Annotated in this window: 12 protein-coding genes; all 12 read left to right on the forward strand. The window is 35.9% G+C overall.

Annotated features, from left to right (window positions below; all coding sequences use genetic code 11):
- The 12 genes from dnaA to rplI all read left to right on the forward strand — a co-directional run bounded on the left by dnaA (position 1) and on the right by rplI (position 13,601).
- Entirely contained in the window at positions 1 to 1,365 is a 1,365-nt protein-coding gene (gene dnaA / locus H1A07_RS00005) for a chromosomal replication initiator protein DnaA (RefSeq protein WP_094499255.1), read from the forward strand.
- A 180-nt stretch (positions 1,366 to 1,545) separates the two neighbouring features.
- Positions 1,546 to 2,676, forward strand: coding sequence for a DNA polymerase III subunit beta (gene dnaN, locus H1A07_RS00010; RefSeq protein WP_057718506.1), 1,131 nt, complete (start codon positions 1,546 to 1,548; stop codon positions 2,674 to 2,676).
- A 215-nt stretch (positions 2,677 to 2,891) separates the two neighbouring features.
- Entirely contained in the window at positions 2,892 to 3,107 is a 216-nt protein-coding gene (gene yaaA / locus H1A07_RS00015; RefSeq protein WP_210145474.1) for a S4 domain-containing protein YaaA, read from the forward strand.
- A gap of 3 nt (positions 3,108 to 3,110) precedes the next feature.
- Positions 3,111 to 4,235, forward strand: coding sequence for a DNA replication/repair protein RecF (gene recF, locus H1A07_RS00020; RefSeq protein ID WP_210145017.1), 1,125 nt, complete (start codon positions 3,111 to 3,113; stop codon positions 4,233 to 4,235).
- A complete protein-coding gene (gene gyrB / locus H1A07_RS00025) occupies positions 4,236 to 6,203 on the forward strand; it encodes a DNA topoisomerase (ATP-hydrolyzing) subunit B (RefSeq protein ID WP_094499257.1) in 1,968 nt (655 codons plus the stop codon).
- Positions 6,204 to 6,213: 10 nt separating this feature from the next.
- Entirely contained in the window at positions 6,214 to 8,703 is a 2,490-nt protein-coding gene (gene gyrA / locus H1A07_RS00030) for a DNA gyrase subunit A (RefSeq protein ID WP_057718502.1), read from the forward strand.
- Between the two features lie 186 nt (positions 8,704 to 8,889).
- Positions 8,890 to 9,186 (forward strand): 30S ribosomal protein S6, encoded by a 297-nt coding sequence (gene rpsF, locus H1A07_RS00035; protein ID WP_004896331.1) that lies wholly within the window; start codon positions 8,890 to 8,892, stop codon positions 9,184 to 9,186.
- A gap of 33 nt (positions 9,187 to 9,219) precedes the next feature.
- Positions 9,220 to 9,738 (forward strand): single-stranded DNA-binding protein, encoded by a 519-nt coding sequence (gene ssb, locus H1A07_RS00040; protein WP_210145018.1) that lies wholly within the window; start codon positions 9,220 to 9,222, stop codon positions 9,736 to 9,738.
- Positions 9,739 to 9,763: 25 nt separating this feature from the next.
- Positions 9,764 to 10,000, forward strand: a complete 237-nt coding sequence (gene rpsR, locus H1A07_RS00045) for a 30S ribosomal protein S18 (protein WP_003649728.1) — start codon at positions 9,764 to 9,766, stop codon at positions 9,998 to 10,000.
- A 94-nt stretch (positions 10,001 to 10,094) separates the two neighbouring features.
- Complete coding sequence (locus tag H1A07_RS00050; protein ID WP_057718500.1) at positions 10,095 to 11,012, forward strand: magnesium transporter CorA family protein; 918 nt, start codon at positions 10,095 to 10,097, stop codon at positions 11,010 to 11,012.
- Between the two features lie 103 nt (positions 11,013 to 11,115).
- Positions 11,116 to 13,134, forward strand: coding sequence for a DHH family phosphoesterase (locus H1A07_RS00055; protein ID WP_210145019.1), 2,019 nt, complete (start codon positions 11,116 to 11,118; stop codon positions 13,132 to 13,134).
- Positions 13,135 to 13,145: 11 nt separating this feature from the next.
- Positions 13,146 to 13,601 (forward strand): 50S ribosomal protein L9, encoded by a 456-nt coding sequence (gene rplI / locus H1A07_RS00060; RefSeq protein WP_094503103.1) that lies wholly within the window; start codon positions 13,146 to 13,148, stop codon positions 13,599 to 13,601.

Consider the following 13,601-nt stretch of genomic DNA (forward strand, 5'->3'; position numbering starts at 1 on the left):
TTGTTTGATCTAGATAAATTTTGGCAATTTTTTAATGCTGAGATGAAAAAAAGCTACAGCACAGTTGCCTATAATGCTTGGTTTAAAAATACTAAACCTATTTCCTTTAATAAAAAGACAAAAGAAATGATAATTGCTGTTGAATCTCCTGTTGCAAAAGGATATTGGGAAAAGAATTTAGCATCACAATTAATCCAGGAAGCTTACGCTTATGCGGATATGGAAATTCAACCTAAGTTCGAAGTTGCTGGCAAAGAAGGTCCTGAACGTTTAGTTACACCAAAACCAAGAATTAAAACTAATCAAGAAATATTAGAAGATCGTCGTAATGAATTTGCTCAAGATCTTCAATTAAATAGTAAGTATACCTTTGACACATTTGTTCAAGGTGAGGGAAATAAACTTGCTGCCGGGGCAGCTTTAGCCGTAGCAGATAATCCAGGTAGTTTCTATAATCCTTTATTTATTTTTGGTGGAGTTGGTTTAGGTAAAACTCACCTAATGCAAGCTATTGGGCACCAAATGCTCGCTGAAAAGCCACATGCAAAAGTGGTCTATATTCAAAGCGAGACCTTTGTAAATGACTTTATTAATTCAATAAAAAATAAAACTCAAGCTGAATTTCGTAATAAATATAGGAACTGTGATCTCTTACTAGTAGATGATATTCAATTCTTTTCTAAAAAAGAGGGAATTCAAGAAGAGTTCTTCCATACCTTTGAAACTCTTTATAATGATCAAAAACAAATTGTAATGACTAGTGATCGTCTACCAACTGAAATTCCTGAATTATCAGAACGTTTAGTCTCTCGGTTTGCATGGGGACTACAAGTAGAAATTACACCGCCTGATTTAGAAACTAGAATCGCAATTTTACGTAAAAAAGCCGAAACTGATGGGTTGTCAATCGATGACAGTACGCTTGACTACATTGCTTCACAAGTTGATACCAACATTCGAGAACTTGAGGGAGCCTTAGTTAAGGTCCAAGCTCATGCCACTATTGAACGAGAAGATATTAACGTTGATCTAGCTAAAGAAGCTTTGGCCGATTTAAAACTTGTACAAAAAAATAGAGGACTTCAGATTTCGAAAATTCAAGAGGTTGTTGCAAACTATTTCCAAACTTCAACCACTGAGTTAAAAGGAAAAAAGCGAGTTAAGCAAATTGTCGTTCCCCGTCAAATTGCAATGTATCTTTCACGTGAGTTAACAGATTCTAGTTTGCCAAAAATTGGTCAAGAATTTGGTGGCAAAGATCATACAACAGTTATGCATGCCTGCGATAAAATTTCTCGTGCTCTAAAAACAGATGCTGAAATTAAAGCAGCTGTCTATGATTTGAAAGCTATGCTAGAACACTAAAAGTTAATAACATGTGGATAACTTTTGCTTTTGTCCACATTTGTTGAACAGACAAAAGTCCGTTTTATTCAGGTGTTTGTCTACTTTCCCACAGATTCCACTGGCCCTACTACTACTTCTAAGTATTTAAATATATAATTAAATAAAACAAAGTACATAAAACTTCACAGGAGGTAAACGATGCAGTTTACAATTAATCGTAATTTATTCCTCGAAAACCTAAACAATGCAATGCGTGCAATTTCTTCACGTGCAAGTATTCCGATCTTAAGTGGTATTAAACTTAATCTTACCGACGAAATGCTTACTTTAACTGGTAGTGATACTGACATTTCTATTGAGATTCAAATACCGGTAAATGATGATTTAGTTGTTCAGTCAACTGGTTCAATTGTTTTGCCAGCACGTTTCTTCAGCGAAATTGTTAAAAAATTACCAGGTAAAGATTTTTCATTTGAAGTAAAAGAAAGCTTTCAAACAAAGATCGTTTCTGAAAATACAGAATTTATGATTAACGGATTAGACGCCAATAACTATCCACACCTACCAGAAATTTCTACGGATGCTTCATTTAAAATTTCTGGAAAAACTTTTAGAGAAATTATTAATGAAACTGTCTTTGCTGTTGCTACTCAAGAAAGCCGTCCAACTTTAACTGGTGTTAACTTTATTTTTAATAATTCATCAATTAAAGCAGTAGCTACTGACAGTCACCGTTTGTCACAACGTCAAATTTCTTTAGAAAATGGTCCTCAAACTAGTACTGATTTAATTATTCCAGGAAAGAGCTTGGTAGAATTAGCTAGAATTATTGGAGAAAACGATCCTGAAATTACAGTAAATCCGGGAGAAAATCAGGTACTATTTGAAGTAGGAAACATTGCATTTTATTCCCGGTTACTTGATGGTCAATATCCAGATACTGATCGCTTAATTCCAACTGAATCTACAACTTCAGTTGAATTTGAACTACCAGTTCTAGCTCGATCATTAGAACGTGCTAGTTTGCTTACTCATGAAAGTCGTAATAATGTAGTTAAAATGACCTTAGATGTTCAAAATCAGTTGGTTAAACTACAGGGTGATTCACCAGAAATCGGTAATGTTGAAGAAGAGATTGGATTTAAGAATCTTGAAGGTGATGGATTGACAATTTCTTTTAACCCTGATTATTTAAGAGAAGCATTACGTGCATCCATTACGGATTCTATTATCATGAACTTTACTCAACCATTGAGACCATTCACTGTTGTTCCAGCAAAACAAGACGTCAACTTTACTCAATTAATTACTCCAGTTAGAACCTTTTAGTTAAAAAACTAAAAAGAGCTGCTTTAGCAGCTCTTTTTTTGCTTTTCACACTTAAAAGCTAAATTTAGGCCGAATAAGCGAATTTTTAACTGGTTAAGTATAACCATATTAATTTGTGAAAAAATGGCTTAAAAAAGACTATAATGCGTCACAAAATTGAATTTCACATAAAAAAACGGTATAATAGCTAGGTATGACAAGGTAAACGGGGTGATATTATCAAAAAATTCACAATTAAGGGAGAATATATTACGCTTGCTCAATTTTTAAAAGAAAAAAGTGTAATATCTTCTGGTGGTCAGGCTAAATGGTATCTAAAAGAAAATCCAGTTCAATTAAATGGCGAACTTGAAGATCGCCGAGGAAAGAAGCTACATTCAGGTGATGTATTGAAATTGGCTGGAGAAGAGTATGAATTTATTTCAGAGTAGCCAATGTATCTTGCAAACTTTGAATTGAAGGACTTTAGGAATTTTGAAGAATTAAAAATAAATTTTGATCCTCATGTAAATATTTTTATTGGGCCAAATGCTCAAGGAAAAACTAATTTACTTGAGGCAATTTATTTTTTAGCACTAACTCGGTCTCATCGTACTAATAGCGACAAAGAATTAATTCGTTTTGGAAGTAAGTTCGCTGGATTGCAGGGGAAAGTTCATAAAAGCCAACTAGAGGTTGAACTTAAGCTTCGTTTAACGCCCAATGGCAAAAAAGCTTGGGTAAACCGACTGGAACAAAAAAAGCTTTCAGCTTATGTAGGACAAATGAATGCAATTTTATTTTCTCCTGAAGACCTCGCTCTTGTTAAAGGGGCACCATCTGTTAGACGAAGATTTATGGACTTAGAGTTTGGGCAAATTAATTCAGAGTATCTATATTATTCTAGTCAGTATCGACAGGTACTGCAGCAAAGAAACAACTATTTGAAGCAGCTAAGTCAAAAAAAGGCACATGATCAAATCTTTTTAGATGTCTTATCTGATCAACTCGCAGGAGTTGCGGCGGAGATAATATCTCGTCGAATTAAATACGTCAAAAAACTTAATTCATATGCTCAAGTTGCTCATAGTGAAATTAGTGGTCAAGCTGAAAATTTGCAGATTTTTTATCGCCCATCAGTGAAAGAAATTGCATCGAATGATGATGTAGAGACCATTTATAAAAAAGTAATTGCTAGCTATAAAAGAAATCGGCCTAATGAAATTCGAAAAGGAACCACTTTGAGTGGACCTCATAGGGATGATTTGGATTTTGTGATTAATGATAAAAATGCTCATAATTTTGCATCTCAAGGACAACAAAGAACGATTTCTTTAAGTGTAAAATTAGCAGAGATTCAACTAGTTCATGAATTAACACAAGAATATCCAATTTTACTTCTAGATGATGTGATGAGCGAATTAGACCATCGAAGACAAAGTAGGTTACTAGATTATATTCATGGAAAGACACAAACTTTTATAACAACAACAGATTTAGAAGGTATTTCTTGGGAAATTGTGAAGGAACCTAAGATTTATCACATTTCTGCTGGAACGATCAGTGCAAAGGAGAGTTAAATGGCAGAAGATAAGAGTAAGGCAGCATTAAATAAAGCTAAAGACTTTGAAAAACGTGCCGATACTTATAACGCAAGTCAAATTCAAGTTCTTGGTGGACTTGAAGCAGTTAGAAAACGTCCAGGTATGTACATTGGCTCAACTAGTAGCCAAGGTTTACACCACCTTGTTTGGGAAATTATTGATAATAGTATCGACGAACGCTTAGCAGGTTTTGCTACTAAGATTGAGATTACTGTCAACGAAGACGGTAGTGTTACAGTCCAAGATGATGGACGTGGTATTCCAGTAGATATTCAATCAAAAACTGGTCGTCCAGCTCTAGAAACTGTATTTACTGTTTTACACGCTGGTGGTAAATTCGGCGGTGGCGGATACAAAGTATCTGGTGGACTTCACGGTGTTGGTGCTTCTGTAGTAAACGCTCTTTCAACTAAACTTGATGTTACAGTTATGAGAGACGGAAAGAAGTATGCAATTTCTTTTGATCATGGCCGAGTAGTAGGTGAAATGAAACAAATTGGTACGGTTCCACTTGAAGAACATGGTACTATTGTTCATTTTTATCCTGATCCAGATATTTTCACCGAAACTACTACCTTTGACGATAAGATTTTAAAAAATAGAATTCGTGAACTTGCTTTCTTGAACAAGGGCTTAAAGTTAACCTTTACCGATAAGCGTAAAGAAAGTGCTGAAACTGATGTTTACCACTTTGAAGGTGGAATTAAGGAATACGTTGCCTTTTTGAATAAGGGTCAAGATGTATTATTTGATGAGCCAATTTATGTCGAAGGAAATTATGAGGGAATTGACGTTGAAGTTGCTCTTCAATACACCAACGGATATAAGACAACACTCATGACCTTCGCAAACAACATTCACACTTATGAAGGTGGAATGCATGAAGCTGGATTTAAGACCGCTTTAACTCGTGTAGTTAATGACTATGCTCACAAAGCCAAAATTCTCAAGGATAAAGACGATAATCTTTCTGGTGAAGATATTCGTGAAGGTATTACCGCCGTTGTATCTGTTAAACACCCTAATCCTCAATTTGAAGGACAGACCAAGACTAAGCTTGGAAACTCAGATGCTAGAACTGCGGTAGACCGCGCATTTTCAGAAACCTTTAGTCGTTTCTTAATGGAAAATCCGTCTGTAGGTCGTAAGATCGTTGAAAAGGGACAGCTTGCAGAAAGAGCTAGAACTGCTGCTAAACGTGCACGTGAAGTTACGCGTAAAAAGTCTGGTCTTGAAATTGCAAACTTACCAGGTAAATTAGCTGACAATACCAGTAATGATCCAAGTATTTCTGAACTATTTATTGTCGAGGGAAATTCTGCCGGTGGATCCGCAAAACAAGGACGTTCTCGGTTGACGCAAGCTATCTTACCAATTAGAGGTAAGATTTTGAATGTTGAAAAAGCATCAATGGATCGAATTCTTGCTAACCAAGAAATTAGATCATTATTTACTGCTTTAGGTACTGGATTTGGGGCTGATTTTGATGTTTCAAAAGCAAGATATCATAAGTTGATCATCATGACAGATGCCGATGTCGATGGAGCTCACATCAGAACTTTACTTTTAACTCTCTTCTACAACTACATGCGACCAATGATTGAGAAGGGATATGTTTACATTGCTCGTCCGCCTCTATATCAAGTTCGTCAGGGTAAAGTAGAAAAGTACTTAGATACAGATGAAGAATTACATGATTATTTAGGTACTTTGCAACCAAGTCCTAAACCAGTGGTTCAACGTTACAAGGGACTTGGTGAAATGGATCCAGAACAGTTATGGGAAACTACTATGAATCCAGAAAATCGTCGTTTAGATCGAGTAAGTCCTGAATATGCCGAAGACGCAGATAAGGTCTTTGACTTGTTAATGGGTAATGAAGTAGGTCCAAGACGAGAATTTATTGAAAAGAACGCTAAATACGTTGAGAATTTAGATGCTTAGGAGGCTTTAGATGGCTAACGAAAATCAACCCCAAGATCATAGAATACGTAATGTTGATTTAACCCATACGATGCGTAGCTCATTCTTAGACTATGCAATGTCAGTTATTGTGGCTCGTGCCCTACCTGACGTTCGTGATGGTCTAAAGCCTGTACAGCGTCGTATTCTTTACGGAATGCATGAATTAGGTGTTACGCCAGACAAGCAATATAAAAAGAGTGCCAGAATTGTCGGTGAAGTTATGGGTAAATTCCACCCACATGGTGACTCTTCAATTTATCTAGCTATGGCTCACATGGCTCAAGATTTCTCATATCGCTATATGTTAGTTGATGGACACGGAAATTTTGGTTCTGTCGATGGGGATGAGCCAGCCGCAATGCGTTATACTGAGGCAAAAATGAGTAAAATTGCGGTTGAAATGCTTCGTGATATCAATAAAGAAACTATTGATTGGCAACGTAACTATGACGATACTGAAAATGAACCTGCAGTTTTACCAGCTAGAATTCCTAATTTATTAGTAAATGGTGCTAGTGGTATTGCTGTTGGTATGACTACTAATATCCCACCGCATAACTTGTCTGAAGTAATTCGCGGTATTCACATGTTAATGGATAACCCTGACGTTACAACTAAGGATTTGATGAAGGTAATACCTGGCCCTGATTTTCCAACTGGTGGTATTGTAATGGGACGCGGCGGAATTTATCGTGCTTACGAGACTGGAAAAGGAAATATTGTTGTTCGTGCTAAAACCAATATTGAAACTGAAAAAAGTGGCCGTGAACGAATTGTAGTAAGTGAGTTACCTTACTTAGTAAATAAGGCTGAATTGGTTAAGAAAATCGCTGACCTAGCTCGTGAAAAAGTTATTGATGGCATTACTGGGGTTCGTGATGAATCTGACCAGACAGGTATGAGAATTACTATTGATATTCGTAGGGATGCAAGTGCAAGTGTGGTTTTGAATAATTTATTTAAAGAAACCCAAATGCAAGCAAACTTTGGAATGAATATGGTTGCTATTGTCAATGGAGCTCCTCATTTCCTAACTTTGAAACAAATGCTTGAATACTATCTTCACCACCAAGAAGATGTTATTACTCGCAGAACTAAGTTTGATTTGAAGAAGGCAGAAGCTAGAGCGCATATTTTAGCTGGATTAAGAATTGCCTTAGACCACATTGATGAAATCATTAAGATTATTCGTGGTTCACAAAATAGTGATATAGCTAAAGCACAATTGATCCAAAACTTTGGTTTAGACGATCGTCAATCTCAAGCTATTCTGGATATGCGTTTAGTTCGTTTAACTGGCTTGGAGCGAGACAAGATTGAAGCTGAATATCAAGATCTACAAGCTAAAATTGCAGACTACAGAGATATTCTTGCTAAACCTGAACGAATTGATCAGATTATTTATAATGAATTGCTTGATATTCAGAAGCGCTTTGGTGATGATCGTCGTACTAAGATTGCCGAAGGCGAAGCAGTTTCAATTGAAGACGAAGATTTGATCGAACAAAAGGACGTACTCTTAACTTTAACTCATAACGGTTATATTAAACGTATGCCAGCTGATGAATTTAAAGTACAAAACCGTGGTGGACGCGGAATAAAGGGTATGGGAGTTCAAGATGATGACTTTATTAATCATTTGATCTTCTCAAGTACTCATGACTTTTTGTTATTCTTTACCAATTTAGGAAAAGTATACTCAAAGAAGGCCTATGAAATTCCAGAATTTGGTAGAAATGCTAAAGGCTTACCAATCGTTAACTTATTAGAGCTTGATAAGGGTGAAAAGATCCAGGCTGTAATTAATGTTCCTGAAGGTGCAGATGATAATTATCTCTTCTTTGTAACTAAGATGGGAACAGTGAAACGTACTAAAGTTAGTGAATTCCAAAACATTCGTCGTAGTGGCTTAATTGCCCTTACTCTTCGCGATCAGGATGAATTGAACAATGTTTTGACTACTGATGGTAAGCAAAATATTTTGATTGGTACGCACTTAGGCTATGCAGTAACTTTCAATGAAAAAGATGTTCGTTCGATGGGAAGAACAGCAGCTGGTGTACGTGGAATCAATTTAAGAGACCATGACTATGTTGTTGGATCTGATATTTTGAAACCTGATTCAGAAGTATTAGTAATTTCTGAAAAGGGATACGGAAAACGAACTGCAGCATCTGAATATCCAGTTAAGGGACGTGGTGGTAAAGGAATTAAAACTGCCAATATAACTGAGAAGAATGGACCTTTAGCTGGTGTAACTGTAGTAAATGGCGATGAAGATATTATGCTAATTACTAGTGCAGGTGTTATGATTCGTTTTGATGTAGATGATGTTTCTCAAACTGGTCGTGCTACTTTAGGTGTACGTTTAATTAAGGTTGATGACGGGGCACAGGTTGCAAGCATTACGGCAGTGCCTAAGGCTAGTGAAGAGGATGAAGAATCATCTGATGAAAAAGACTCAGTAGAAGAAAATTAATAAATAAAAAAATTACCAAAGTTTTTGCGTAATAGTAATTGAGTAATGAAACTCAGGATCACGTGAAAAAACATTTGGTAATTTTTTGTTTTTGTGATAAAATCAAGCATTGTGAGTAATATTATTCATTACTCCTTGTTCTTGATTTTACAAGAACCATTTAGTCCAAGAGGAGGTGCAATTATTATGGCAAAAACTAAGTACGAAGTTACTTACATCATCAAGCCTGATATTGACGAAGATTCAAAGAAAGCATTGATCGATCGTTTCGACAAGGTTGTTACAGACAACGGTGCTGAAGAACTTGAATCTAAAGATTGGGGTAAGAGACGTTTCGCATACGAAATTGAAAAATACCGTGAAGGTACTTATCACATTATGACTTTCGTTGCAGAAAACTCTGAACCAGTTGATGAATTTGGTCGTCTTTCTCGTATTGATAACCAAATTTTACGTTCAATGACTGTAAAATTAGACAAGTAATTTGTTTTCGTGAATTAGGAAGGGGACAAAAGTATGATTAATAATGTTGTACTTGTTGGCCGTTTAACACGTGATCCTGATTTACGTACAACCGGGAGTGGAATCTCAGTTGCTACGTTTACTCTAGCTGTTGACCGTCAATATACCAATAGTCAAGGTGAACGTGGTGCTGATTTCATCAGCTGTGTAATTTGGCGTAAAGCTGCAGAAAATTTTGCTAACTTTACCTCAAAAGGTTCACTAGTTGGTATTCAAGGTCGGATTCAAACTAGAACGTATGATGATAAGGATGGTAAGAGAGTGTACGTGACTGAGGTCATCGTTGATAACTTCTCTTTACTCGAATCGCGTCGTGATCGTGAGAATCGCCAGACTAATGGTGGTAATTTTGCTCCACAAGGAGGAAACGCACCAAGTACCAATAACTTTGGTGGATCAAGTGCACCGAGCACTAATAATGTCCCTGCTGGTGGAGAAAGCAATAAACCGCAAGATCCATTTGCAGATTCAGGTAGCACTATTGACATCTCAGATGATGATCTCCCATTTTAACTTTTAATTAGAAAGGATCTTTGATATGGCTCAACAAAGAAGAGGTGGCCGTCGTCGTCGTAAGGTTGACTTTATTGCAGCTAACCACATTGACTACATCGACTACAAAGATGTTGATTTGTTGAAACGTTTTATCTCTGAAAGAGGTAAGATCTTACCACGTCGTGTCACTGGCACTAGCGCAAAGAATCAACGTAAGTTGACTGTTGCTATCAAGAGAGCTCGTGTTATGGGCTTATTGCCATTCGTCGCAGAAGACTAATAACAGATCAAGAAATAATAAAAAGAGTAGCACTAGCTACTCTTTTTATTTTATTTTTTGCGGTATCATAAAAGAAGCAAACGGAGGGATTGTCATGATTATTAAACAAAAACTAGCCGGAAAGATATCTTTTGACTACAAATGGTATGACATTTATAACTGTGATGATCACGATATAAGATTATTAAAGGATGAATTTGATCTAACCTCAGAGATTATATCTTATATCACCGACCTTCACGAACGGCCGCACTTTGATCATGACTATATTACTAATAGTGACTTGCTTGTGTATGATGTTCCAGTTTGGCCAACTGCGGATGCAGACCATTTTACTACATTGCCAATTAAGTTTTTAATGGTAGATCATACGCTTTTTACAGTTCACTCTCCTGATACAACTTATATGATCGAAGAATTTAGACAAAAGCCTGACGAATATATTCACAGTGAAAAAGAATTAATTTTTGCTATTCTTTTTGCTGTTACCAAATACTTTCAAAGGGCATTAAGCCAGCTAAATAGCCAACGTTTAGTTTTGGATAACCATTTGAGCGAAAGAATTCATAATAAAGATTTACAAGAATTATCTCAAGTTGAAAAAAGTTTAGTTTATTTGTCTAGTTCAATTAGAACTAATTTAATGATGCTTGAGAGTTTGAAGAATAAAAAATCTGGTCTTCATATGAATGCTTCTGAAGAGGAAATGTGTGATGACATTATCATCGAAGTTCAGCAGTCCTCACAAATGATCAAAATTTATAGTGAAGTGACTGAAGAAATTTCTAAAACGTCTAATAACATTTTGAATAATAACCTGAACAATACCATGCAATTTTTGACTGTGTGGTCTTTATTATTAACTATTCCAACAATTGTAACAGGTTTTTTTGGAATGAACGTAGATTTACCTATTTTTCATAATCCTTTTGATTGGATAATAATTACCGTTGGGTCAATTATAGTAATGGCAATTTTACTCTGGTATTTACGTCGGCATAATATGCTATAATGCTTGCTTAGCTTAGATGATAAGCAAGCATTTTTTGATGTATAATATAAACTGATGTAGTGTATTATTTTATGATATTAATGCTATACAGGAAGGAATTTCAATGAAAGGCTTTTTACGCAAATTAGAATTGCCTGAATTTGTTAAAGATACTAGATTAACAGCATCATTAGTCATTGTTTTAGTTCTTTCTTTATTAGGAGCTATTATTGGGATGCTAATTAGTCCACTTTTTGGACTAGCAATGGTATTGTTATTCATCTTGACAGTTATTTTTGTAGTATATGGAATTTATGTTCTGGCGGGAAATACAAATAACTATGCTGCTAATCTTTCATATCGAATAAAGCGTGGGGAACAAGAGGCAATGATAAAGATGCCTCTTGGGATTATGCTTTATGATAAAGATCGGCAGATTCAATGGATAAATCCTTATCTGCAGATGTATTTACATGGTGAAGACGTTATTGGCTCCTCAATATCGTCTGTAGATAAAGAATTAGCAAAATATGTTGATGATGCTATTAAATCTAATAGTAATCAAAATAAAATTATCAAGTGGGGCGACCAAAAATTTGAAATGGTGGTTCAAGACGACTTAGGAGTTGTTTATTTACTTGATATTACGCGCTATGCAAATATTGAAGAGAAGTATAAGCAAGAGCGATTGGCAATTGGATTAATATTTATTGATAATTATGATGAACTAAGTCAATCAATGAGTGATCAAAATCTAACAAATATGAGCTCATACGTTCAAAATGCACTTAGCAATTATGCAGGCCAATTTAATTCATATCTAAAACGAATTGATGAAGATCATTTTATTTTGTTAACGCATATGCACGATTTGGCTAAAATGGAAGATGATAAGTTTTCTATTTTGGATAAGGTTAGAACCGAATCGAGTCGAAAAAATATGCCATTAACATTATCGATTGGTATTGCTTTTGGTTCTGAAAGTTTAAACGAAATTGCGGATCAAGCACAATCGAATTTAGATTTAGCCTTAGGTCGTGGTGGGGACCAAGTAGTTGTAAAACAATCAGGTCATGAAGCACGTTTCTATGGTGGGAAATCTAATCCAATGGAGAAGAGAACTCGTGTAAGAGCTCGAATGGTTTCGCAAGCTTTGGTAGAATTATTTAAAGGCGTTGATCATGTCTATGTTCAAGGTCACAGAAATCCGGATTTAGATGCAATCGGCTCAGCAATTGGAATTGTTAAGATTGCTAAAATACATGGTGTAAAGGCGAATGTTGTATTAGATGTTGATCATGTCAACTATGATGTGGGGCGTTTAATTGCTAAGATGCAGGCTGCTGGGATTGATAAGGATATTTTTATTTCTCCTAAAGACGCACTTGAAGAAGCAACGGATGAATCACTTTTAGTTCTTACTGATCACTCTAAGCACAGTATTACCTATGATCCTGAATTGTATGATCGGTTGAAGAATCGATTAATTATTATCGATCACCACCGCCGCGGAGAAGAATTCCCAGAAAATCCAATGTTAGTATATATTGAACCTTATGCTTCTTCGACTTGTGAGTTGGTAACAGAAATGATTGAATACCAGCCACAAGGCGGTGAAGGAGTTCTTACTGACTTAGAAGCCTCAGCAATGCTTGCAGGTATTACGGTGGATTCTAAAGAATTCTCCTTAAGAACTGGTACTAGAACGTTTGATGCAGCAAGTTATTTACGATCAATTGGGGCTGATACTCAAGTTGTATCTGAACTTCTGAAGGAAAACATTGATAATTATTTGCAAAGAAGTCACTTAGTTTCTACTATTGACATGATTGAACCAGACATGGCGCTTTTGATGGGAGAAGATAATAAGATTTATGATCCTATCATTACCGCTCAAGCAGCAGATACTGCTTTGTCACTTGAACATGTTGATGCTAGTTTTGCCTTGACGAGACGAAGCAAAGATACAGTTGGAATTTCGGCTCGTTCAATGGGAAATATTAATGTCCAAGTCATTATGGAAAAACTAGGTGGTGGTGGGCACTTATCTAATGCGGCAACTCAAATTAAAGGCGTAACAGTTGACGAAGCTAAAGATAAGTTACTGGCAGCAATTAATGAGTATTTGAAAGAAAATGAGTAGGAGTGAAATTCATGAAAGTTATTTTTATTAAAGACATGAAGGGTAAAGGTAAACGCGGAGAAGTTAAGAATGTACCTGATGGCTACGCTCAAAACTTCTTGATTAAAAATGGCTATGCTAAGGAAGCAACTAGTTCTAACTTAAACACCCTAAAACGTGTTCAAAAGGCAGAAAAAGATGCTTACGAAGCAGAAAAAGCAGCAGCTGAAGATATTAAGAAAAAACTTGAAGATGACAAGACAATCATAAACTTTAAGTCTAAAGCTGGCACCGACTCTCGTTTATTCGGTTCTATTTCAAGTAAGAAGATTGTTGAAGGACTTGAAAAGCAATACGGTATTAAAGTCGACAAGCGTAAATTGGAGCTTCCAGAGCCAATTAAATCTTTAGGATACACAAATGTACCTGTTAAACTATTTAAAGGCGTAGAAGCGGTAATTCGCGTTCACATTACGGAGCAAGACTAA

This window comes from Lactobacillus taiwanensis (assembly GCF_017894345.1).
GTDB classification, from domain to species: Bacteria; Bacillota; Bacilli; order Lactobacillales; family Lactobacillaceae; genus Lactobacillus; species Lactobacillus taiwanensis.

Excerpts from the sequence above, each read along its gene's own strand:
- H1A07_RS00050 (WP_057718500.1), top strand. The coding sequence starts at position 10,095 with ATGATTATTAAACAAAAACTAGCCGGAAAGATATCTTTTGACTACAAA.
- gyrB (WP_094499257.1), top strand. The coding sequence starts at position 4,236 with ATGGCAGAAGATAAGAGTAAGGCAGCATTAAATAAAGCTAAAGACTTT.
- gyrA (WP_057718502.1), top strand. The coding sequence starts at position 6,214 with ATGGCTAACGAAAATCAACCCCAAGATCATAGAATACGTAATGTTGAT.
- H1A07_RS00055 (WP_210145019.1), top strand. The coding sequence starts at position 11,116 with ATGAAAGGCTTTTTACGCAAATTAGAATTGCCTGAATTTGTTAAAGAT.
- rpsF (WP_004896331.1), top strand. The coding sequence starts at position 8,890 with ATGGCAAAAACTAAGTACGAAGTTACTTACATCATCAAGCCTGATATT.
- ssb (WP_210145018.1), top strand. The coding sequence starts at position 9,220 with ATGATTAATAATGTTGTACTTGTTGGCCGTTTAACACGTGATCCTGAT.
- recF (WP_210145017.1), top strand. The coding sequence starts at position 3,111 with ATGTATCTTGCAAACTTTGAATTGAAGGACTTTAGGAATTTTGAAGAA.
- rpsR (WP_003649728.1), top strand. The coding sequence starts at position 9,764 with ATGGCTCAACAAAGAAGAGGTGGCCGTCGTCGTCGTAAGGTTGACTTT.
- dnaN (WP_057718506.1), top strand. The coding sequence starts at position 1,546 with ATGCAGTTTACAATTAATCGTAATTTATTCCTCGAAAACCTAAACAAT.
- rplI (WP_094503103.1), top strand. The coding sequence starts at position 13,146 with ATGAAAGTTATTTTTATTAAAGACATGAAGGGTAAAGGTAAACGCGGA.